General features: G+C 37.9%; 23 protein-coding genes. 20 read left to right on the top strand and 3 right to left on the bottom strand.

Translation table 11 applies throughout. The features are described 5' to 3' along the window. Positions 1-8: 8 nt before the first annotated feature. The 6 genes from pgm to MTN96_RS29330 all read left to right on the top strand — a co-directional run bounded on the left by pgm (position 9) and on the right by MTN96_RS29330 (position 7,348). Entirely contained in the window at positions 9-1,646 is a 1,638-nt protein-coding gene (gene pgm / locus MTN96_RS29355) for a phosphoglucomutase (alpha-D-glucose-1,6-bisphosphate-dependent) (protein WP_004586669.1), read from the top strand. Positions 1,647-1,725: 79 nt separating this feature from the next. After that, positions 1,726-2,778, top strand: coding sequence for a succinylglutamate desuccinylase (astE, locus tag MTN96_RS29350; RefSeq protein ID WP_248533713.1), 1,053 nt, complete (start codon positions 1,726-1,728; stop codon positions 2,776-2,778). 265 nt (positions 2,779-3,043) lie between these two features. Next, complete coding sequence (locus tag MTN96_RS29345) at positions 3,044-4,258, top strand: thiamine pyrophosphate-dependent dehydrogenase E1 component subunit alpha (protein ID WP_248533711.1); 1,215 nt, start codon at positions 3,044-3,046, stop codon at positions 4,256-4,258. Next, a complete protein-coding gene (locus MTN96_RS29340) occupies positions 4,258-5,235 on the top strand; it encodes an alpha-ketoacid dehydrogenase subunit beta (RefSeq protein WP_248533709.1) in 978 nt (325 codons plus the stop codon). Before MTN96_RS29345 ends, MTN96_RS29340 begins: the two co-directional genes overlap by 1 nt. An 8-nt stretch (positions 5,236-5,243) precedes the next feature. After that, a complete protein-coding gene (locus MTN96_RS29335; protein WP_248533707.1) occupies positions 5,244-6,842 on the top strand; it encodes a dihydrolipoyllysine-residue acetyltransferase in 1,599 nt (532 codons plus the stop codon). Positions 6,843-6,982: 140 nt separating this feature from the next. Then, positions 6,983-7,348, top strand: a complete 366-nt coding sequence (locus MTN96_RS29330; protein ID WP_004586664.1) for a DUF805 domain-containing protein — start codon at positions 6,983-6,985, stop codon at positions 7,346-7,348. 70 nt (positions 7,349-7,418) lie between these two features. Here MTN96_RS29330 and MTN96_RS29325 read toward each other — a convergent pair whose 3' ends face one another. Together MTN96_RS29325 and MTN96_RS29320 are read right to left on the bottom strand one after the other, a co-directional pair. Beyond that, positions 7,419-8,588: a putative manganese transporter gene (locus tag MTN96_RS29325; protein ID WP_248533705.1), complete on the bottom strand. Its 1,170-nt coding sequence runs from the start codon at positions 8,586-8,588 to the stop codon at positions 7,419-7,421. A 140-nt stretch (positions 8,589-8,728) separates the two neighbouring features. After that, positions 8,729-10,354 carry a M28 family metallopeptidase gene (locus MTN96_RS29320; protein WP_096041668.1) on the bottom strand — a complete coding sequence of 542 codons (1,626 nt, stop codon included), beginning with the start codon at positions 10,352-10,354 and terminating at the stop codon, positions 8,729-8,731. A 113-nt stretch (positions 10,355-10,467) separates the two neighbouring features. On the opposite strand from MTN96_RS29320, the gene MTN96_RS29315 reads away from it, so the two are divergent. Genes MTN96_RS29315 through MTN96_RS29305 form a run of 3 tightly spaced genes read left to right on the top strand, consistent with a single transcriptional unit; the run spans position 10,468 to position 13,260 of the window. After that, positions 10,468-11,280 (top strand): DUF3025 domain-containing protein, encoded by an 813-nt coding sequence (locus MTN96_RS29315; protein ID WP_004586661.1) that lies wholly within the window; start codon positions 10,468-10,470, stop codon positions 11,278-11,280. Further along, entirely contained in the window at positions 11,277-12,065 is a 789-nt protein-coding gene (locus MTN96_RS29310) for an ABC transporter ATP-binding protein (RefSeq protein WP_004586660.1), read from the top strand. Before MTN96_RS29315 ends, MTN96_RS29310 begins: the two co-directional genes overlap by 4 nt. Then, complete coding sequence (locus MTN96_RS29305) at positions 12,058-13,260, top strand: ABC transporter permease (protein WP_248533703.1); 1,203 nt, start codon at positions 12,058-12,060, stop codon at positions 13,258-13,260. Before MTN96_RS29310 ends, MTN96_RS29305 begins: the two co-directional genes overlap by 8 nt. Positions 13,261-13,306: 46 nt before the next feature. Here MTN96_RS29305 and MTN96_RS29300 read toward each other — a convergent pair whose 3' ends face one another. After that, on the bottom strand, positions 13,307-14,098 hold the full coding sequence (locus tag MTN96_RS29300) for an OmpA family protein (protein ID WP_248450935.1): 792 nt from the start codon (positions 14,096-14,098) through the stop codon (positions 13,307-13,309). A 115-nt stretch (positions 14,099-14,213) separates the two neighbouring features. On the opposite strand from MTN96_RS29300, the gene MTN96_RS29295 reads away from it, so the two are divergent. The 11 genes from MTN96_RS29295 to MTN96_RS29245 all read left to right on the top strand — a co-directional run bounded on the left by MTN96_RS29295 (position 14,214) and on the right by MTN96_RS29245 (position 23,459). After that, entirely contained in the window at positions 14,214-14,729 is a 516-nt protein-coding gene (locus MTN96_RS29295) for a response regulator transcription factor (RefSeq protein WP_248450936.1), read from the top strand. A 78-nt stretch (positions 14,730-14,807) separates the two neighbouring features. Continuing rightward, positions 14,808-15,092, top strand: a complete 285-nt coding sequence (locus tag MTN96_RS29290; RefSeq protein WP_248450937.1) for a Flp family type IVb pilin — start codon at positions 14,808-14,810, stop codon at positions 15,090-15,092. A gap of 18 nt (positions 15,093-15,110) precedes the next feature. Further along, positions 15,111-15,416, top strand: coding sequence for a Flp family type IVb pilin (locus MTN96_RS29285; RefSeq protein WP_248450938.1), 306 nt, complete (start codon positions 15,111-15,113; stop codon positions 15,414-15,416). A gap of 49 nt (positions 15,417-15,465) precedes the next feature. Further along, positions 15,466-16,845: a Tad domain-containing protein gene (locus tag MTN96_RS29280; protein ID WP_248533701.1), complete on the top strand. Its 1,380-nt coding sequence runs from the start codon at positions 15,466-15,468 to the stop codon at positions 16,843-16,845. 6 nt (positions 16,846-16,851) lie between these two features. Then, entirely contained in the window at positions 16,852-17,769 is a 918-nt protein-coding gene (locus MTN96_RS29275) for a hypothetical protein (RefSeq protein WP_248450940.1), read from the top strand. Next, positions 17,766-18,440, top strand: coding sequence for a hypothetical protein (locus MTN96_RS29270; protein WP_248450941.1), 675 nt, complete (start codon positions 17,766-17,768; stop codon positions 18,438-18,440). The genes MTN96_RS29275 and MTN96_RS29270 overlap by 4 nt, the downstream gene beginning before the upstream one ends. Beyond that, complete coding sequence (locus MTN96_RS29265) at positions 18,430-18,669, top strand: hypothetical protein (RefSeq protein WP_248450942.1); 240 nt, start codon at positions 18,430-18,432, stop codon at positions 18,667-18,669. Before MTN96_RS29270 ends, MTN96_RS29265 begins: the two co-directional genes overlap by 11 nt. Positions 18,670-18,684: 15 nt before the next feature. Then, positions 18,685-19,566 (top strand): Flp pilus assembly protein CpaB, encoded by an 882-nt coding sequence (gene cpaB / locus MTN96_RS29260; RefSeq protein WP_248533699.1) that lies wholly within the window; start codon positions 18,685-18,687, stop codon positions 19,564-19,566. 24 nt (positions 19,567-19,590) lie between these two features. Next, positions 19,591-20,886, top strand: coding sequence for a type II and III secretion system protein family protein (locus MTN96_RS29255; protein WP_248533697.1), 1,296 nt, complete (start codon positions 19,591-19,593; stop codon positions 20,884-20,886). Between the two features lie 10 nt (positions 20,887-20,896). Next, positions 20,897-22,618: an ATPase, T2SS/T4P/T4SS family gene (locus tag MTN96_RS29250; RefSeq protein WP_248533695.1), complete on the top strand. Its 1,722-nt coding sequence runs from the start codon at positions 20,897-20,899 to the stop codon at positions 22,616-22,618. Next, positions 22,611-23,459: a type II secretion system F family protein gene (locus MTN96_RS29245; RefSeq protein ID WP_248450946.1), complete on the top strand. Its 849-nt coding sequence runs from the start codon at positions 22,611-22,613 to the stop codon at positions 23,457-23,459. The genes MTN96_RS29250 and MTN96_RS29245 overlap by 8 nt, the downstream gene beginning before the upstream one ends. Position 23,460 lies beyond the last annotated feature (1 nt).

Here is a 23,460-nt window from a genome sequence, read left to right as displayed (position 1 = left end):
AAATAAACATGGCTATTCATTCAGGTGCTGGGAAAACTGCGCCACATTCAACTTTAGTTAACGTACCAAAACTGGTATCGGCTTATTATTTAAATGAGCCAGACTTAGAGCAAAACCCAGAGCATTGTGTTGCTTTTGGTACGTCGGGTCACCGTGGTTGCTCTTACGATGTTAAGTTTAACGAATCTCATATTTTAGCCATTACACAAGCTATTTGTGACTACAGAAAGCAAAATGACATTTTTGGTCCGCTTTTTTTAGGTAAAGATACGCATGCATTAAGTGAAGCTGCTTTTAACTCTGCCATAGAAGTATTAGTGGCTAATGAGGTGCAAGTAATTACCCAGCAAAATCACGATTACACGCCAACCCCTGTCATTAGCCATGCTATTGTTTGCCATAACAAATTAAATCCTAACGAATTAGCCGATGGTATTGTGGTAACGCCTTCACATAACCCGCCAGAAGACGGTGGCTTTAAGTACAATCCACCTAACGGTGGCCCAGCAGATACCGACGTAACTAAATGGATTGAAGACAGAGCAAATCAATTACTATTAGAAGATTTAGTAGAAGTTGAGCTGTTTCCATTTGCTAAAGCATCGCGTTCAGGGTTTATTAAATACGAAGACCTAATGACGCCATACATTAACGACTTAGAAAATATCGTTAATTTAAAAGCCGTTAGCGATGCGGGTATTAAAGTAGGTATTGACCCGCTAGGTGGCTCTGGTATTAACTTTTGGCCATTAATAGCGCAAAAATATAATTTAGATTTAACCGTAGTAAACGACAGTGTTGATCCGCGTTTTGCATTTATGCCACTTGATAAAGATGGCAAAATCCGTATGGATTGTTCATCACCTTACTCAATGGCTAATTTAATTAAATTAAAAGACGACTTTGATATTGCTATTGGCAACGACCCAGATTACGACCGCCACGGTATCGTTACCCCAGATGGATTAATGAATCCTAATCACTTTTTAGCGGTAGCGATTGATTATTTATTAAAACACCGCGACTGGGACAGCAGTGTAGAAATTGGCAAAACGCTGGTTTCTAGCTCAATGATTGACCGTGTAGTAGCTCGTAATGAGCGTAAAGTTAAAGAAGTGCCGGTTGGCTTTAAATGGTTTGTCGATGGCTTAAACAAAGGCAAGCTTGCCTTTGGTGGCGAAGAAAGTGCGGGTGCTGCGTTTTTACGATTTGATGGCAGCGTATGGTGTACCGACAAAGACGGCTTTATTATGGGGTTACTTGCAGCTGAAATACTCGCAGTAACGGGTAAAACACCATCAGCGCTTTATAAAGAGCTAGAGCAAGAATTTGGCTCTCCACTATACAAGCGTTTAGATGCCCCTGCTAGCAGTGCACAAAAATCACGTTTAAAAGCACTTAGTGCAAGCGATGTTAAAGCCGATACATTAGCTGGCGAACCAATTTTACAAAAACTGACTCATGCACCTGGCAATGATGCGGCCATTGGCGGCTTAAAAGTAGTGACTGAAAACGGCTGGTTTGCAGCACGTCCTTCTGGTACTGAAGATATTTATAAAATTTATCTTGAGTCTTTCAAAGGTGAAGAGCATTTAGCACTACTAGAAAAAGAAGCGAAGCAATTAGTTGATTCTGTTATCAGCTAACACGGCTTACACTATTTAAAAACGGCTGATTTATTCAGCCGTTTTTGTTTATATCTCTCACACTATAAAAGGGCTTATCATGTTAGCCAAACCAGATTATTTAAATGAACTAATAAATAGCGGCGATTTTTTAACACTCAGTCGCGACAATGAATGGCATTTAGAGGCAAGTGAATTTGCTTTAGAAAATGGCACGCGCGTAACCGTTCACGATACAGGTGTTATTGAATTTCAACCACAGGGTACAACAACAAAAGATGTTGTGCTTTCAAGTGCTGTACACGGTAACGAAACCGCACCTATAGAAATATGTGACGAGCTAATAAAAACCATAATAAAAGGGGAGCTTGCATTAAATCAGCGTGTGCTCTTTATATTTGGTAATCCAAAATCAATAAATATTGGCCTGCGTTTTGTAGAAGAAAACCTAAACCGTTTGTTTAACGGCCACCACACTGTTGAGGGTGTGCCAATGAACGATGAGCGCAAACGCGCAGCAAAACTAGAAGAGTATGTAACTGACTTTTTTACACGGGGTGAGCAAGGCAGTGCACGTTATCATTATGATTTGCATACCGCTATACGTGGCTCAAAAAATGAAAAATTTGCTGTGTATCCTTATCTTCATGGTAAACCATGGAAAAAATCGCAGTTACAATTTTTACTTAGCTGCGGTGTAAATACCGTATTGATGATGAAATCACCGGCAACCACATTCAGTTACTATTCTTCGTTTGTTCATGGCGCTGATTCATTTACCGTTGAACTGGGTCAAGTTAAACCGTTTGGTGAAAACGACATGGCTCGCTTTGCAAAAACCAAGCAAACGCTAACTGCATTAATTAGCCAAAAAGAAGTGCAATACCCTAAATTTAATGCAAGTGACTTTGAGCTGTTTGCCGTGCATCGCACAATTAATAGAACGCAGCAGGACTTTAGCTTTCCGTTTTCTGATGATGCAGAAAATTTCACAGGGTTTGCTAAAGGTGAGTTGCTAGCAACAGACGGCGATACCCCTTATTATGCCGATGTGGAAGGAGAAGCTATTATTTTTCCAAATGCGCACGTTGCACTTGGGCAAAGGGCATTGCTTACCGTTATTCCTATGCAAGTAGATAGTAATTTCGTCTAATAAAACTCATCAGACCACTCACCTTAAATATTTAACTGTATGTTTTTATTAGTTTAATAAATGCGTACAGTTAACTTTCCACCTTTTTAATCGTATTTTACTTTTGTTTCGTCTTACACTTGTTGAATAACATCTTACGTTAACGTAAGGTGGTGGCAGCTTTAATTAAATACAGCGCAGATGCTGCAAAGTTTATTCGCAAGCCTCACCCATAATAAAAACTTAAAAGGGGCGCTGTATCACAGACAACAAGAGAAGGTAGGTTATGAGTAATCCAAATAACGTATCGCTGAATATTAACCACGACCTCGAGTTTATAGACGGTCATGCGCTAACTATTCCAACCCTTAGTATTTTAACTGAGGACGGCGACATTCATCCTAGTGCTACCGCACCGACTATTTCTAAACACACAGCGATTAAACTATACGAAACAATGCGTTTTATTCGCCTACTCGATGAGCGGATGCAAGGGGCGCAGCGCCAAGGCCGCGTAAGCTTTTATATGCAATGTTTAGGTGAAGAAGCCGCTGTTACAGCCTCTGCTGCCGCACTTGATCAAGATGACATGATTATGGCGCAATACCGCGAGCAAGCCGCTTTACATTACCGCGGATTTACGCTTGACCAATTTATGAATCAAATGTTTTCTAATGAGTTAGATTTAGGGAAAGGGCGCCAAATGCCGATTCATTATGGTTCAAAAGAACTAAATTATATGACCATATCATCGCCCCTCGGTACGCAAATTCCTCAAGCTACAGGGTATGCCTACGGGCAAAAAGTAAAACACATTGACGCAAAAACTGGCGAGCTTGCAAGCACCATAGATAATGTGACGATTTGTTACTTTGGTGAAGGCGCGGCATCTGAAGGTGACTTTCATGCGGGTTTAAATATGGCTGCGGTACACAAAGCCCCTGTTATATTTTTTGCACGTAATAACGGGTATGCAATATCAACACCTGCAGATGAGCAATTTAAAGGCGATGGTATAGCATCGCGAGGCGTAGGGTATGGCATTAAAACCATACGTGTTGATGGCTCAGATGCATTAGCTGTGTTTGCAGCAACACAAAAGGCCCGCGAAATGGCAGCAACGCAGGGCGAGCCGGTATTAATTGAGTCAATAGCGTACAGATTAGGTGCTCACTCAACCTCAGATGATCCAAGTGGTTATCGCTCAAAAGATGAAGAGGCCACGCATAAAGTTTGCCCAATTGATAAATTTAAAAAATGGTTGATCAAGCAAGAGTGGTTAAACGAAGAGGACGATGCTAAAGCGAAAGACACTATTCGTGAAGATATTTTAGCCGCCCTTAAACGTGCTGAAAAAGTGCAAAAGCCAGCGCTTGAAGAGCTAATATCAGATGTTTACGATACGCCAATTCCTTCACTTGAGCGCCAATATAACGATTTAAAAGCACATATTAAGCAGCACCCAGATGCGTACCCAATCACAGCAGGGAGAATTAAGTAATGGCTAAAATGAACATGCTACACGCAATTAATTCTGCACTCGATATCACCATGAATGAGCACCCTCAGGCGTGTATTTTTGGGGAAGATGTTGGCTATTTTGGTGGTGTTTTTAGAGCGACCTCAGGTTTGCAAGAAAAGTACGGTAAACACCGCGTATTTAACACACCGCTTACAGAGCAAGGTATTTTAGGTTTTGCCAATGGCTTAGCCGCGTTTGGCGCGCCTGCACTTGCTGAAATACAATTTGCTGATTATATTTTTCCGGCATTTGACCAAATAGTTAATGAGTCTGCCAAGTTTAGATACCGCAGTGGTAATGAATTTAACGTAGGCAATTTAACGATTCGCACACCGTATGGTGGCGGTATTGCGGGGGGCTTATATCATTCACAATCGCCAGAGGCATACTTTGCCCATACGCCAGGGCTAAAAATAGTGGTACCGCGTAACTCGTACCAAGCAAAAGGGTTACTACGAGCAAGTATTAAAGACGATAACCCCGTTATTTTCTTCGAGCCTAAACGTTTATACCGCGCTTCTACCGGCGAAGTACCAGAGGATGATTACACCATTGAGCTTGGTAAAGCCGAAGTAGTACAAGAAGGTACAGATATCACTGTACTTGCGTGGGGCGCGCAAATGGAAATTGTTGAAAACGCAGCAAAACAAGCCAATGAACAAGGCATTAGTTGTGAGGTGATTGACCTTAGAAGCATATTACCTTGGGATGTTGAGACAATTGCTAAGTCGGTCACTAAAACAGGACGTTTGGTGATAAGCCACGAAGCGCCTATTACCAATGGCTTTGGTGCCGAAATTGCGGCGACTATTCAGCAAGAGTGCTTTTTACACCTTGAGTCACCTATTATGCGAGTATGTGGGTTAGATACACCTTACCCATTAGCACTTGAAAAAGAATATGTGCCTGATGCGCTAAAAGTAATGGCCGCAATTAAACAATCAATGGATTTTTAGGGGATACCATGGCTAAAGATTTTATATTACCCGATATTGGTGAAGGCATTGTTGAGTGCGAAGTGGTTGAATGGCTAATACAAGAGGGTGACACAGTAAAAGAAGATCAACCCATTTGTGACGTGATGACCGATAAAGCCCTGGTGCAAATTCCGGCTGTGCACGATGGCGTAATCACTAAATTGTATTATCAAAAAGGGGAGATTGCGCAGGTTCATGCACCCTTGTTTGCTATGAATGTAGCCGATGAACAAAGCCAAAGCGATGAAACACACACAGAGCAAGTGCAAAATACACAAAGCGACAACGCATCGTCAGAGCATTTAGAAGATTTTATTCTTCCAGATATTGGTGAGGGGATTGTTGAGTGTGAAATAGTTGATTGGCTAGTGGCCGAAGGCGATGAAATACAAGAAGATCAGGCTGTGTGTGATGTAATGACCGACAAAGCACTGGTACAAATTCCGGCTAAATACACAGGGACAGTGCAAAAGCTTTACTATCAAAAAGGTGAAATTGCTCAGGTACATAGCCCGTTATTTCAAATGAGCATAGCCGGCAGTACAGCTAAACCCAATGTAGATGTAAACGACGCCGTTGTAAAAGCACAAAGTAAAGCGGCAGATAAATCTGTAGCAACGCAGCAAACAACAGCAAATAAAGTTGTTAATAAAAAAGCGGTTGCCTCACCAGCTGTAAGGCGCAAAGCCCGAGAGCTTGATGTTGATTTAACATGCGTACCGGGCAGCGGTAAAAATGGCCGCATTTATAAACAAGACATAGAAGAATTTATTAAAGGTGAGGTACCTAATACAATAGATACATCACCACTTAGTAGTGCTACTACTCAAAACAGCGTTACTCAAAATAAAGAGCCACAATCGCCACAAACACAAAGCGGTGGTATGCGAGCAGAGCCAATTAAAGGCATTAAAGCGGCTATGGCAAAGCAAATGATGGCCTCGGTCTCTACAATCCCTCACTTTACCTTTAGTGACGAGATAGACTTAACGCAATTAATTGCCCTGCGAGCGAGTTTAAAAGAGCAATATAAAGCGCAGGGTGTAAAGCTCACTATGATGCCATTTTTTATCAAAGCGTTATCGCTTGCGATGAAAGAGTACCCAGTGCTTAATTCTAAAGTAAATGATGATTGTACTGAGCTTACCTACTTTGACGATCATAATATTGGGGTAGCAGTGGATTCAAAAGTGGGTTTGCTAGTGCCTAATATTAAATCGTGCCAATCTAAGAGTATTGTTGAAGTTGCAAACAGTTTAACAAGCTTAACTGATGCAGCACGCGAGGGGCGCGTAGCACCAGATGACTTAAAAGGGGGCACCATTAGCATTTCAAATATTGGGGCAATTGGCGGCACTATTGCGACCCCGATTATTAATAAGCCAGAAGTTGCTATTGTAGCATTAGGGAAGTTACAACACTTACCGCGCTTTGATGAAAGCGGCCAAGTTGTTAGCAAAGCTATTATGCAAGTGAGTTGGTCAGGCGATCACCGCGTTATTGATGGCGGTACAATTGCGCGCTTTAATAACTTGTGGAAATCGTATTTAGAAAACCCATCGGCAATGATGATGGCTATGAGTTAATAATTAAATTTATAAAAAAACCAGCAATTTGCTGGTTTTTTGTTTTAAAGCGCAGTGTTTTTAATTAAGATACAAATGTTACTAAAAGGTAATAAATCAAACCCGCTAGGGAATATAAAAACTAACACTAAGGAATTGTAATGGAACATTATATGAACGCGCTGCGTAGCTACGCAGATTTTTCAGGACGTAATCGCCGCAAAGCTTATTGGATGTTTGTATTGTTTAATACTATCTTTTCAATTATCTGTAATGTGATTGATAGCGCACTAGGTACTATGTTTATTGGCTCTATTTATAGTTTAGCGCTATTAATACCAGGTTTGAGCGCTGGTGCGCGCCGTTTACACGATACAGGCCGCTCTGGCTGGTGGCAGTTACTTTGGTTAGTGCCAATTATTGGCTGGATTGTTTTAATTGTGTTCCTTGCGCAAGACTCACATGAAGGCGAAAACGATTTTGGCCCAAATCCAAAAGAACTAGCTGCAGAGCCAGCAGCCGTATAAATAAAATACGCTAACATTAAAAAAGCTCAGCAATTGCTGAGCTTTTTTGTACTTATGATTTTTTAAACTGTTAACTTAAAAAGTAAAGCCCGTAACCTACAACTAAAGCAGGTATAGAGGTATACAAGGTAGCAATTACAGCCGCTTTTGGCGCCATTGCAATAGCTGGAAACAACGCATCGCCATCATTTGAAATCGCATTAGCAGCTAATGCACTAAAAGGAATAATGCCCTGTATATAAAGCGTGGTTACAATTATTTGTGGCCCACAGCCAGGTAAAAAACCAATGACGACTGCAATTAACGGTGCTAAATAGGCGTAGTGCATAAACCAGGTTTTTAAATCAAGGCCTACCACACTGACTAATATTTCAAACAGCATGAACGATGCCACCACCCATGCAGTTACAAAATGGGTATCTTGCAATACTTTTATAAGCTTTGAAGGCGGATTACATTCCTCCTCTTCTGAGGTAATTTCTTTATAGCTTTCGCCTTTAGAAGAGTAGGCCCATATAACAACCGTAAACAGTGCCATTGCTGCACCAAATAAGCTAATACCGGCGCTGGTATATTGACCAAATTGATCAAAGTCCACATTAAATGCAATTAAAAACGCAATGATTAAACTTGGAATAATGGCAAACATCCACACAGGTTTGCTAATTTTTATTATTTTAGTGGGCAAAACTTTTACTTGGTGTTTTTGCTCTTGTGCGCTGGGACGTAAAAAATTAGGTTTGTGAATTGCATTAACTATTAATCCACACAGTGTGCCTACCACTAAACCTATAGCCATTATTGTTAAGCCTTCAGTAGGGCGCGTAGCAAGCAGTAAAAAAGCAGCATCGCCCATTGTGGCGGTAAGTACAGCAACAATAGCCCCAAAGCTTGCTTGGCCTTTAGTGTATTGAGTAACCACAATAATTGCACCACCACAGCCGGGTAAAGCGCCAAGAACGGATGCAAACAGCACTTCAAGTGACTTAGATTTAGCGCTTAAGTAGCTCATTTCTAATTGAGGGATATGTTCTATTGCGTAGTAGTAAATAAGTAACGTAGCCGCTACAAATACACTAACCTGAAAAAACGCATCACTGAGAGCAGTAATGGTTATTTCGCGAAGACTAGGAACAGCTAAACATACCAATAAAAAAAGTGGTAGGAGTAAGCGTTTATTTTGGCTAACAAACCGTTTGGAAGCTGGCGTAATAAATCCTATTTGAGAGAGTAAAATCATAAGTGTGCCCCAGTTTTAGTTTAACTAGGACACACTGTATACATTTTGCAAATGATAATCAATATCATTTGTATCTATTTAAATCGATAGCTCAGTTTGAGTTTTTCGATGGTAAATAACCTACGCTCAGGCTAAATACATTATTTGCGTTGAAACTCTGAGTTTTCGTACCATGCAGGCCATTGTGCTTGTTCAGAAATATCAAAGCCTACTTTATAAAACAATTGTAAGTCTTGCACCGCACCCGATAAATCCCACTCATCGCGGTATCTGTCACAGGGTTGATGGTAACAACCACGTAGCACTAAGCTCATACGTTTACGATAATTTGCTGTATCCTCATCAGCAGCAACAGTACCGCCGCCTGCATACATAGCCGGAATACCCATGTTTGCAAATGCAAAGTGATCAGAGCGGTAATAACCACCTGATGATGGTTTAGGGTCGCCCGCTATTGTTCTACCTTGCTCTTTTGCTGCTTTGGCTAGTAGGTCGTCCATTTGCGACTTACCTAAACCTACTACGTTCATGTCTTTTACTTTACCTAATAAGTTTAGGCTATCCATGTTTATATTAGCGACTGTTTTATCGGCAGCAATAACTGGGTTAGCAGCGTAGTATTTAGATCCAAGTAAGCCTTGCTCTTCAGCCGTAACAGCTAAAAATGTCATTGAGCGAGTAGGGTGCTTTGGCAGCTTAGTAAATGCCTCTGCAACCTCAATTAGCCCCGCAGTGCCTGTGGCGTTATCGTGTGCCCCATTATAAATTTGGTCTCCCTTACGGGTTGTATCTGTACCTAGGTGATCCCAATGCGCTGAATAAATAACATGTTCATCCGCTTTTTCGCTACCCGGCAACGTGGCAATAAAGTTATACGACACCGATTTTTTAATTGTATTTTTAACATTAACCGATGCAGTTAAATCGCCCATGTCAACGTTATACGCACCTTTAGCTGCATTGGCTTTTGCAGTCTCAAAATCAAGACCCGCTTTAGCAAATAACTCTTTTGCTACATCAGTGGTCACCCAGCCTTCAACCGCAACGCGGTCCATATTGTTGTTCTCTTTTTGAAAACCAAACTGCTCACCGCTCCATGAGTTTTCAACCACTGACCACGGGTATGATGCAGGGGCGGTTTCGTGAATGATGATAGCACCGGCTGCACCTTGACGACTCGCTTCTTCATATTTATAAGTCCAGCGGCCATAGTAGGTCATTGCATCGCCGGTAAATAACGCAGGATCTTTTGTAGCAAAACCCGGATCGTTAACAAGCATTACAACAGTTTTGCCTTTTACGTCTAGGCCTTCGTAATCGTTCCAGTTATATTCAGGGGCATTTACACCGTAACCTACGAATACAAGCTCTGAATTTTCAATCCCTTCTTGTGCGCTAATGCGGCTACTGCCCATAACCATGTCTTTTTTGTATTGATAATCTTTACCACCAATACTTAATACCATATTTGAATCAGCTTCTAATGAAACAAGCGGCACTTCTTGTAAAAAACTATCACCATTACCGGGTTCAAACCCTAATGCTTTAAATTGTGTAGTTAAGTAATCAAGCGTTAACTTTTCACCTTCAGATGAAGGCGCTCTACCGCCAAATTCATCAGAGGCAAGCACTTTAATGTGCGCTGCAAGTTCATCTGCTTTAATACTGTTGTAACCATTTGTTACATCGGTAGGTGTAATACTTGTTGTTGCACAGCCAGCTAATACAGCGCCAGCAATCAGTGTGAGAGAGAAATATCGTTTCATAGTAGCTCTATTCTTGTTCTAAGATGAGATTAGTATATTAACTTCTATTAATTAGAACCAGTTTTTGCGGTAAACTGCCCGCAAATTAACAGCATAAATTGTTAAAGGTATAAATGAAGCGCTTTACTCCGCCCGAGCAATGGCAAGTTAGTAGTTTGAAAAGCGGTGCGTTTGAGCACTTACGAACACTGTTTAATATTGATAAACAAACTGATTGGCCAAGCCCCGATTGGTTCACTGTGTATTTGAATGCCATTAATGCTAATAACCTGCCAATAACGTTTGAAGACGATGCAAACGTTGATTTTGGCGAGCGCTATTATGAGCAAGTCATTTTTGAAACTGGCGTAGTGCCAACACGCAGTAAAAATTGGCACGACTTATTTGGTGGCTTTATTTGGTGTTTGTTTCCAAAAACCAAGGCGCTTATTAATCAGCGCCACGTACAAGAAATAGCGCAACATGGCTTAAAGCAACGTACTAAACATCGTAATGCACTCACATTATTTGACGAGTGCGGCGTGGTGCTTGCCATTAGTGATACTAAGTGGCAAACGCTTTTAACAGACCACCAATGGAAAACGGCATTTATAACTCACCGAGAAGAGTGGGGCAAAACAATACAACCTTTTATGTTTGGCCACGCTAATTATGAAATGCTCACAAAACCCTATATTGGTTTAACGGGTAAAGCGTTATTTGTAAGTGTACCGGATGAAATATTTTGTAAAGATTTAGTTACTCAATATCAGTACCTAGACCAAGTACTTTATGAGAAGATAAAAATAGAGCATTGCTTAGCCGATAACAAACAGCTTTCTCCATTGCCATTGTTAGGTGTACCAGGATGGCATGACGCAAATGAGAATGAATCGTTCTATGATAATACCGATTACTTTAGAGCTAAACGAAGGATACGAAAATGATAGAAGTCGCAGGGCTTAAAAAAAAGTTTAAGTTAACCAAGGATCATAAAAAAAATAAAGTTGATGATATAGACCCGCGTGAAGATAAAGATTTTTTTCATTCAGTAAGAGATGTCAGCTTTCAATGTGCAAAAGGTGAAGTGTTAGGGTTACTTGGCCCTAATGGCGCGGGTAAAACTACTACATTGCGTATGCTCTCAACTGCACTTAAGCCCGATGAAGGCACAATAACTATTGCTGGCAACGACATAATTAAAAAGCCGTTAGTAGGGCGCAAGTCTATTGGTTTTTTATCCGGTTCAACTGGTTTGTATGGTCGCCTGACCGTTAAAGAAAATATTGAATACTTTGCAAAGCTTCATGGAATGAACAAAGAGCAAATAGCGGCCCGTTGTGAAGAACTTTTTACTTTGCTCGACATGCATAAATTTATTGATAAACGTGCAGAAAACCTATCTACCGGCATGAAGCAAAAAGCCAATATTGCCCGTGCTGTGGTACATCACCCAGAAGTGGTGGTACTCGATGAGCCAACCACAGGCCTTGATATCATGACCACACAAACGGTTATAAACTTTATTAAAGGCTTAAAGGCGCAAGGCACGCCTGTTATTTTTTCAACGCACCATTTAGATGAAGTCGCCCTTTTATGTGACCGTGTTGCGGTAATTAATGAAGGCGTAAGCTGCTTTGACGGCACACTTGCTCAATTCAAACAGGCAGGTAATAGTGAAGAGCTAAACCAAGCGTTTATGAATATTTTAACGGAGAAACACGATGTTTGAAGTTTTTAAAAAGGAATTAACAGAACTCCTACGCGATAAAAAAACCTTGTTGTTTGTTATAGCGCTACCAGTTCTAATTTTTCCAGTAATATTTGGAACTTTAGGTTACTTTATGGCTCAAGCGCATTTAGATGCGGAACAAGAGGTCCATAACTACTTCATCATTGGTGATAAAAATGCTAAAGGCTTTAGTGAGTCAGTTTTTTATCACAAAAATTTTAAATTAAAAGATGACTTAAAATTGAACTCTCGGCAGGAATTAAAAGATGCTGTAACAAATGAGTTGATTGACCTAGGCATTTATATATCAAGTCAACAAGTTTCAAATGATAAAAATACAATAAAAATTGAAGTGATTTATAATAACTCTAGTAGAGTAAATTATATCACTGAGAAAATTAATAAAATATTTGCTGAGTATAAAATACTTGTACAATATAAAAACTTAAAAAAACTAGGGGTTATAAAGCAGCAAGAACAAGAGTTTATATTATCGCCGATAGAGTTGGAGCTGATAGATTCGTCAAATGCTAGAGAAAGCTTTGGAGAAAAAATTGGTATATTACTACCTTATTTATTAATACCTATAGTTTTGACTGGGGCAAGTTATCCGGCAATTGATCTTGGTGCCGGAGAAAAAGAAAGAGGAACTTTGGAAACGCTTCTACTTACTCCTATTACTAGAACCCAATTAGTTATTGGTAAGTTTATAACAATTTTAACTGCTTCCTTAGCAACATCTTTAATTACAGTGTTCAGTCTTGGTAGCTGGATGTTTATAGCAAAACAATTTATCTCAATATCTTTTATACTAGATGCAATCGAGCTCATTGGCACATTGGATTTGCTATTAATTTTACTTTTATTGATACCATTAGCATGTATTTTTTCAAGTGTTGTTTTAGCTATTTCAATTTACGCAAAAACTTTTAAAGAAGCTCAAAATTATATGGGACCACTGTCTATTTTAACATTTTTCCCTCTCGCTATATCAATGATGCCAAACATGGAATTAAATTTAAAAACCGCGCTTATTCCTATAGTAAATATATCGTTAGCCATTAGAGAACTATTAAAAGGAACTGTAGAATATAATCATGTTTATTTAATTATTGGATCAACAAGTATCATAGCTATGATATCAATTCTTTTTTGTATAAAGTGGTTTAATAAAGAAGAAGTTTTATTTAGGTAAAATCTGTGCACTAAAATACACAAAAGTATTTTAGTGCAGCATAAATTTACAAGCTAAAACTAATTTCTACTCTTCTGTTCTTAGAATCATCAGAACTTATTGGTGCTAAGCTTCCCATTGCTTTAATTTTAACATGTGAGCTACTTATTCCATTGTTAATGAAATAATCAGCGACTACTTTTGCTCTTTTTAGTGAAAGCTGCATGTTTAGATCATAATTCCCAGAATTATCCGTATGGCCTGTAATGATAATATTTTCGTTATCACTTCTGCTTTCAACTAAATAATTTAGATATTTATAGTAAGATTTTGCGATTTTGTAGGAGTTTAAATCAAAGTAGATATCATTAATCTGATTGCTACTTACTGGAGGGAGAACCTCTTTTATATTATTAATTTTTCTGATAAATACAAAAGATTTATCTTCATATGATGATAAATGAATAATCTGTAAATTATTACTTATTCTAAAGGTGGCAACCCTCTGTTTATTTTTATCACTAATAAAGTGTACTGAATCTATGCTGTTTGCTAACTCAATTGAGTTTCCACATAATTCAAATAAGCATTCATTAACCAAGGTGTAACTTTCTGATAGTAGGTGTTGATAAATTTCTATATATTTATCGGTTGCATCACTGTAATCACTAAAGGTTAAACTTTTGAAGTTGGAAGATGAAGCAACCATCTTCTTTTTGCCTAAGGTAAAGCTATAAAGACTTTCGGTGCCCGACTTTATCATTTGTCTATCCTCAATATAGCTTGGTGCTGAAGAGGCATTAGAAATAAAAGAGGTAAGTAAAGACGAGAAAAGAAGTGAAGATACATATTTTTTCATGAATAACATCCATATTATTTTTTCTTAAATTAACATTTTATGAAATTGGTTGCAACTTCGGGTACATTTCATTAAAGTTATCGGCTTATGTATATGCGATAAAGGAATACAGCAAATGCAAAGAGTTAATACTATAGAAAATGAAATCATCCGTCTCAAAAACTCTGGTATCGCTTATAAATTAGCAACTAAAACCAATAATACGGAGATTTTGGACGAGCCATTAAATGATGTTTTAGTTCTTTCTTATGTTCCAATTGATTTAGAGTTTGAGTATCAACTTTTAAATAGAAAGGCGTCTGGTATCGTTTGGCTCCCAATAAAGAATACTGATATTGAAGAAGTTATAGAAACCTTAAATAATGGTGGTAAATGGTTTAGTAGAGTGACTTTAACTAGAAAAATAACCGACACCTTCGATAAGAAAAACTACAAAGTAGACATAAATTCTTTCGGCTTAACTAAAAGAGAAAAGCAAATTGTTGAACAATTAAAGTTAGGTTATAGCAATAAAGAAATAGCCAGAAACAAATGTATAAGTGAAGCAACAGTAAAATCACATGTAAAAAACATACTTTTCAAAACTAATACTAAAAATAGAACTTCTTTGTTAATCCAGCTTTCAAAATAAAATCATCCCTTAGGATGATTTTTTTGTTAAAAAAAGGATATTAAAATTTAAATTCAATTAACGTACAAGGAGTAAACAATGAATACGAATAAAAAACAACTAGGGCAAGGAATGACTGAATATATCATCATTGTTGCTTTAATTGCTGTTTCTGCAATCGGTGTATATAGTTTTTTTGGTAAAACTATCCGTAACCAAGTATCTGCACTTGCCTCTGAGGTTTCTGGTAAAAATTCAAGCGGCAATATTGAAGCTGCACAGTTAGCTTCAGATAATGCAAAAACTAACGCAAATAAAGATTACGACTTAGGCAACTTTAATGAAGGCGCAGCGCAAACTGAAGGCGGTTCAGGTAGTAACTAGCAGATTTAGGAGCTTCTAATGGTTATACGTCAAAAGGGTCAAGGTCTAACTGAGTACCTTATCATTGTTGCTTTAATAGCTGTTTCAGCGATAGGAGTTTATAGTTTTTTTGGTAAAACTATTCGTAACCAAGTGTCTGCATTATCTTCTGAGGTCTCAGGTAAGAACTCAAGTGCAAATATTGGTTCGGCACAAACTGCATCTCAAGCTGCGACTGATAATGCAAATCAAGATTACGATCTTGGTAATTTTAATGATGGAGCTGCTCAAGGTGAGGGTGGTTCTGATGGCGGTTCCGGCGATGGTTCAGGCACTGTAGATTAGACGTAATAGCCATAATTGAATTTTAATTATGGCTTTTTAAGGTAGTAATATGCACAAGGAACGTGGACAATCATTAGTATTAGGAAGTGTGTTTTTAGCAACTATTGTTGTTTCGCTTCTATATCTCTTCAATGTATCCCAACAAAACCTAAATAAAACAAAATTGCAAAATAGCGCCGACGCTACTGTAATCAGTGGTGCAAACCTGCTTGCTAGAGACTTAAATTTTAAAGCCTATACTAACCGAGCAATGGTGGCTAATCATGTTGCAGTTGCACAATATGTTGGCCTTTCTTCCTGGGGGAATTTTGCTGAAAAAACAGGTGAAAACATTGCCGATGTAACTTCTTGGATACCTTTGGTAGGCCAAATTACTTCTGCTGTAGAGGGCGTTTTAACAGCAATTAATCAGGTTTTGCAACCTGCTATGAAAGGGGCTGTATTTGCTACAGATATTGTTAATTCTGGATTGTCTCTATCACAAGATTTAATGAATGCAGCCACCATGGTCGCTCTTGTTGAGACTTCAAAAAATGTTTTAGAAGCAAATGATAGTGACGCATATGTTGATATTGCTTCAGCAGTAGGCGTAGGAGAGTTTCTTTTATATGATTGGGTTGATTTTCAAGGAAGCTATGATAGGCAAGATGATACTGGCCGTTATCAAGAACACTTTGATTTAATAACTAACTCTGTAGATCCCTTCACTGAGAACAGGAGTTTTAGCTGGGGGTTTCCCTTTTCTCAAACGATTTTCCCAGACAAAGTTAATACCAGACAAGCCGGTGGTACAGAGCTATTTAAAAACGGCGATGAGGCTGAGGTATGGAGTGCCATGGATACCTTAGGGTTTCATGTATATCATTATAGTTGTAGGTTAACTAGTGGTTGTAAATGGCGAGGAGGTGAGGTCCCTGTCGGTTGGGGAGCTAGTCACGCAGGCAGTGATAAAGATACAACCAACTATAGAAGTGATAGTTACTATGGCCGTTCTCGGGATATAAATGGAAGAGCCTCAAGATATGCTCATGAGAATGAAGAAGACATAAATTCATATTACTCAGGGTTACAAAGTTTTTATGATATTTCTCAAGTAGAACAAACAAACACAGCCCCTATGCTAACTCTAGCAATTTCTAAAGATAAATCAGACATAACCACGTCTAGTACATTAAATATAGGTACAGAAAACCCAGATTCAACCCGGTTAATAGACATAGATATTGAAGAAAGTGTTGCGTTACCAAGAGATAAACTGACAGTTTTAAGTAAAGCAAAAATTTACTATTATCGCGATCAATCGTTATGGGGGCGCAGCGATTCTAAATGGGAATATGGCAATCTTTACAACCCATATTGGCAGGTGACTTTGAATGAAACAGATAATAGTGAAAGAGTTTTGTTAACTGCTCTCGCACTGGTTTTGTGAGGTTTTATGAAATATCAAAAAGGCCAATCTTTAGTCGAACTTAGTGTGTTTATTACGTTCATTATTGCCCCTTTAATGTTGTTGTTACCTTACTTTAGCAAAATAATAGAAGCGAAACATTATTCAGATATGTCATCGAGGTATATTGCTTGGGAAAGGACAACATGGCTCGAAAGGACACCGGGTAACTGGAGTGGGAGCACGAGCACATTAGCTATTAAAAACTCTGACAGAGTTCATCAAGAAGTTCCTTGGCGAATACTAAATGGTCATAACTCAAGTATTGTTTCTGATAGTCCGGCCGAAGAATGGAAAAAAGAAGATGCAGCAGTATATCTATATTTTAATCAGGCATCACAAAACAGTGACGAATTTTTACTCGCTGAGTTTAATCCTGAGGAGGATGATAGTAATAATCACATATTCTTTAATACAGAATTAAATAAAAAAAGTGTTCCGGGAACTATGTCATCATTAATTTCAGGAGCACTATCAGTTTTAGAAATAGGTAATTTTAGCGTTGAGAAAAAAGGTTATTACGAGGCAAATCATAAAATACAAATAACAAGCCATAAACTATTAGAGTTTATAAATGAAGATAGTGAACAAGACCCCGGAAATGAAAATGCCGATGAAGAAAATAAACGTTCACATCAATTTGAATTTCCAATTGAGTCAAAAACCTATTTAGTTGCAAATGGGTGGAATGTTGGTGGTGAACAACATAATAAGAACCGTGTAAAGTCATTGGTCCCCTCTAATTTATTAGACGCTGGAATTATTAACACACTACGTGATGGTTTATCTCAAATTCCTATTGCTAAAAAGTTAAATTCAAGTTCGCTTAAATTTGGTTATATAAAAATGGATGAATTGCCTAACTCTCGAAAAGGAAGTACTAGCACACAAGGAAATGAAAAATGAAGAAGAATTTTTATCTCAAAATTATCTTAATAATATTTATAAGTTTTAAAGCCCATGCAAATATTAATTTTCCTGATAGTTCAACTGTGGTCGTGGTGTCAGATGGAATGCTCGTTGATGGCTTAAATATGAGGGCTTGGGAATTTAAAAGTAAAAATAAATTAAATGAAAACATTCATTATTTTACCAAACAATGGCAACCCCTAAGTGATAAGTTCACTCATAAACAATTAAAAGAATGGGAAGTGTTAAACGCTGTAATAGATGGGGTAATTTACACGGCTAAATTACGCTCTGCTGGGAATGATTTTACTTTTGGCTACATAGCAACCTCAGCGAAGCCAGACCAGCACTTAAGTAAAATAGATAAATCGCTACAAGATTTCCCTATGCCAAGTGGTACAACTGTAGTGAGAGAAATAAAATCGGCAGATGGGGCTAAGATATCAAGTACTATGATTTTAGATAATACGTTATCTGTGAAAAGTAATTTAAGTTTTTATAAAAAATATTTCACAAAACATAGTTGGACTATAGATAAAGCTATATATACAAAAAACCTTGATAATGGTGTATTCATCGCTAGAAATGGTCCAAATAACGTGAGTATAACTTTTATGCGAAGAAAACAAAGAACATTCATTACAGCGGTAAGAGAAGATGTTAAATAATTTACAGAAGGGACAGTCATCCGTTGAATATTTAGTGATTACTTCAGCTATGGTTTTTTCGCTCTTAATGCCAGTTCCTGATAATGAATTAACAAATAATAATTGGTTAACAAAATATCAAGGTAAAAACGTTGTAGAAATCTTAGCAGACAAATTTAAAAGAGCTTATAACAATTACAGCTATGCTAAAGCTTTACCACCATTACCTGATGACTTTGAAAGTCTATAAAGCAAGGAAGTACAAGTGAAAATAAGAAATTTATTAGATAAGAATTGGGTTTTATTGATTATATCTTTAATACTTGGTGTGGCCGCTGCTTGGTCTGTTGGAAAGTATATAGAGTCAAAAGAGGATGAATTAAAAACTTTTTACTCAAAAAGTGATGTAAAAAAAGTTCCAGTTATTGTGGTAACAAAACCATTATTTAAAGGCACTACTATTAATAAAGTATCTGTAGCGGTAAGGGAGATTCCAACAAACTATTTACCGGCCGGCACTATTCATCCGAGTGAATTCGCTGAGATTGATGGGCAAATGTTACTTACGGATGTATCTACTGGACAACCCCTTTTAAGGGCATATTTGCCTGGTAAAGGGTTGCAACAGTTTTCTGATATTTTAACCGATGGACGAAGAGCAGTTACAATACAAATAGATGAAACTAATTCAACGGCAGGGTTATTAGTAGCTGGTGATAAAGTTGATTTGTATTTATTATCAGAAAAACAGCAAGATAAACCTCAGTTAGAGCTACTTATTGAAAGTGTTAATGTTCTTGCAACTGGCCAAATTACAGCTGATAAGCATAAAGAAATAGTCGATGAGATATATAATGATCCAACCAACTATAGCACTTTAACTTTAGATGTTTCGGTACTCGATGCTGCTAGGGTAAGCCTTGCTAAAGAACATGGAAAGTTTGTTACTTTATTAAAAAACAGACAAGATAAAAAAATTGTAACAGAGCGTCTTGTGGATTCGTCATCTTTATTTAAATCATCAGGCGGTGAAGATGAAGTTGAGATGATCTTTGGTGGTTCAGGAGCTGTTGCTCAATCTGTTACAACCTATATTGATAAATCAAAAAAAACTGAAGTCGCTTCAGTGACAAAAAATAAATTATAAAAATAGTTGTAAAGGAATACATTTATGTATCGCGTTTTAAAGTACTGCATTATCGCCTTAATAATAATTTCATCAAAATCTTACGCACTAACACCTAGTGATATAGAAATGAAAGTTGGAACCTTGAGTTTACTTCCCATTGAGGACGTAAAAAGAATTGCAGTGGCAAAGCCAGGAGTTGTTAGCGCCAAAGTGATTGATAATAAAAGTGTACTGCTTATTGCAGAAACACCAGGTGAAACTCAGTTACAGATTTGGGATAAAAATGACAACAAAGCAAAGCTTAATATCATTGTTAGTTTAATAGATAATTCGACTTTGGTCGATAAGGTTAATGGCTTAATAGCTGGTTTACCAGGTTTGTCAGTAAGAGAAGTCGGAGGCCTAGTTGTATTAGAAGGCACTGTAGATAAAGCGACAGCTTCAAAAGCAGATAATATAGCAAAACTTGTTCCAAATTTAACATCTTTAGTCACAACAAAAGACCTTGAAATTAAGCAGATGATCCGTATGGATGTCAATATTGTTGAGATAGGTAAGAAAACACTTAAAAATTTAGGGGTTAAATGGGGCTCGTCAGCTGCTGGCCCTGCCTTTGGTGCTGTTAGTAATTGGACTAGTAATGATTTATTTTCAGTTTACACACCAAGTACTGTCTCAGACTCAATATTTGAACAAGTTGGGGATGTTCTTGTAGGGTCAAATAGTTTTTCACATTTTGGTATCGTGACAGGCCTCACTTCACAAATACAGCTTTTGTCGGAACAAGGTGATGCACGCATGTTAGCACAACCAACCTTGAGCACTCGCAGTGGTGAAAAAGCACGGTTCTTAGCGGGTGGAGAAATACCAATTCCTCTACTTTCTGCAAATGGTTCACCAAGTGTTGAATTTAAAGAGTATGGGATTAAGTTAGAGATCGAGCCAGTATCAGACACTGAAGGTAATATCGTATCTTACGTTAGTGCAGAAGTTAGCTCTGTAGATGCATCAGTACAAGTAGCAGGCATACCTGGTTTTAAAACGCGTGAAACAGAGTCAGTAGTTAATGTTAAAAACGGCGATACTATTGTCATTTCAGGCTTAGTTTCAAGCGAGATGTCTAAAGCTGTAAATAAAGTACCTTTTTTAGGTTCTATACCAATTTTAGGCGAGTTATTTAAATCTAGAGATTTTGCTGATAATAAAACTGAACTGGTGATTTTAGTTACACCTCACATAGTATCACTACAGAGTGAAAACCAAAAAAACAGGCTTAAGCGTGCCAGAGATATGATAGATGAAGCACAGCAGCTTGAAGCTTTTTATATTTTAGACTAAGGATAGCACTATGTTTGATGTAATTGTCCAAACTGCCAAAGGTACACCGGTAAATAGAATTAAATGCAATGAAAAAACCTGTGTGATTGGCAAAGATAAACAGCATAAAGTGAGTCTCCATGGTTTTAAGGTATCTAAAGAGCACGCGAAACTTTATTTAAATGACGAGGGAATTTTCTTAGAAGACAGAGCAAGCCGTACGGGTACACAAGTAAATGGAAATAAAATTGACTCTGCTGGTCCGCTAAAGTCCACTGACCTTATCGAAATTGGTGGTTATCATATAAGAGTAGAACTTAACGAAGGCTTTGATTCATTAAAAGAAAACAAACCTGAAAATACACATTTAAAGTCTAGTTCTGAAGTAACTTTTGATGATCTTACACCACAAAGTAAACAATCTGTTGAAGTACATAATGAAGCAACTGTAGAAGAACTAGAAACTCGTAAAAGAATAAAAAAACGTAACGAACTTAGGAAAGAAGTACACAAGGAGTTAATTAAACAAATTGACCTTCGTCGAGTAAATGTATCAGAAATGAGCGATGAGGAACTAAGAAAGCAAAGTAAAGGGCTTATTGAGTCAATAATCTTTAAATTACAAATACCAGTAAACGTAGATTTTGATGAGCTTTGCAAAGAGGTTCTAGATGAAACTATTGGATTAGGGCCACTTGAAAATATTATTAGTGATCCTGATGTTTCAGAAATTATGGTTAATTCCCACGATGAAATATTTTATGAAAAAGCGGGTAAGCTATTTTTATCTGACATTGCTTTTACTGATGATCAAGCCGTATTAAGTGCTATTGAGAGAATTGTTACACCGCTAGGGCGAAGGATTGACGAAGGCCAGCCAATGGTTGATGCGCGGCTAAAAGATGGGTCTCGTGTAAATGCCATTATTCCGCCTTTAGCATTAAAAGGACCTTGCATCACGATTCGTAAATTCATGGCCAAAAAGTTAGAAGCAGAAGATTTAGTAAACTTTGGTTCGATGTCTTCGGCCATGGTTAAGTTTTTACAAATGACAGTTGTAAATAAGAGGAATGTAGTTATTTCTGGTGGTACTGGTTCTGGTAAAACAACATTGCTTAACGTTTTATCTAATTTCATTCCAGATGATGAACGTATAATCACAGTCGAGGATGCCGCCGAGTTAAAACTTTATCAGCCTAATCTAGTATCACTAGAAGCAAGGCCCCCAAACCAAGAAGGTAAGGGAGCTGTAGAAATTCGTGACTTAGTAAAAAACTGCTTACGTATGCGACCAGACAGAATTGTTGTTGGTGAGTGTCGTGGTGGTGAAGCACTGGATATGCTTCAAGCCATGAACACAGGCCATGATGGATCTTTAACAACTGCTCACGCCAACACTCCGCGAGATTGTATATCACGTTTAGAAGTAATGGTTATGATGGCCGGAATGGATTTACCTATACAAGCTATACGAGAACAAATTGGTTCCGCAGTTAACATGATTGTGCAGCAATCACGTTTTAGCGATGGCTCAAGACGTGTTACTTCTATTTGTGAAGTAACAGGCGTTGAAGGTAACGTACTTCAGCTTTCTGAAATATTTAAATTTAAGCAAACAGGCTATGACATAAACGGCAAAGTACAAGGTGAATACGTCGCAACAGGAATGATCCCTGAGTTTTACGAAAAGCTTCGCGATAGAGGTGTTGATGTTGACCTTGGTATTTTTAAAACAGGCGATCATCATGAGTAATATAGTAATAATGACACTGGTTGGGCTAACAGTAACCTTACTTATTTATGCTGGTAACTTTGTTTCCCGTGAGTTGGCACAAAAATACCGAGAAACATTCACTCATGCGGCCAAAGTAAACCTATCAGATATGTTTTTATTTATAGAACCACAGAAACTGTTTATTTTTAACATGATAGGTATGTTTGTATTTTTTTTAATAGTTTGGGTATATACAGGGGCGGTTGTACTTGCATTTATATTAGTGAGTATTATTGCCTTTTTGCCACCCTATTTTTATAAATTTTTACAAAAGCGTAGACGTAAATTGTTTATAAAGCAGTTGCCTGATGCCTTGAACATGGTATGTGCTTCGATGCGCTCAGGGTCAAGTTTAACGAATGCGTTAGAAACGATGGCACAGGAACAATCCGCACCAATCAGTCAAGAGTTTTCATTGTTTTTAAGAGAGCAGCGCCTCGGTGTAGACTTTAACGATGGCTTGAATAATATGTTAACTCGTATCCCTGAGCTTGACTTTAAATTAGTGGTTTCTGGCATGCAAATTTCTAAGGAAATAGGAGGGAATCTCGCTGAAACTCTTGAAAGGCTAGCGGACACACTTAGAAGAAAATTAGAAATGGAAGGTAAGATAGATGCATTAACTGGTCAAGGTAAAATGCAAGGCATAGTAATGACTGCATTACCTTTATTTATAGGCTTTATTTTATATCATATGGAGCCTATACACATGATGCGGCTTTTTACAGAGCCAATGGGGTGGGCTGTTTGTGCAGTTACCGCAATAATGCTTTATGTTGGTTATATATTCATCCGTAAAATTGTAAATATAGATGTGTAGG

It is taken from the genome of Pseudoalteromonas sp. 2CM28B, from assembly GCF_023161935.1.
Note: the sequence above shows the minus strand (reverse complement) of the source record. Positions and strands in the feature narration are given on the sequence as shown.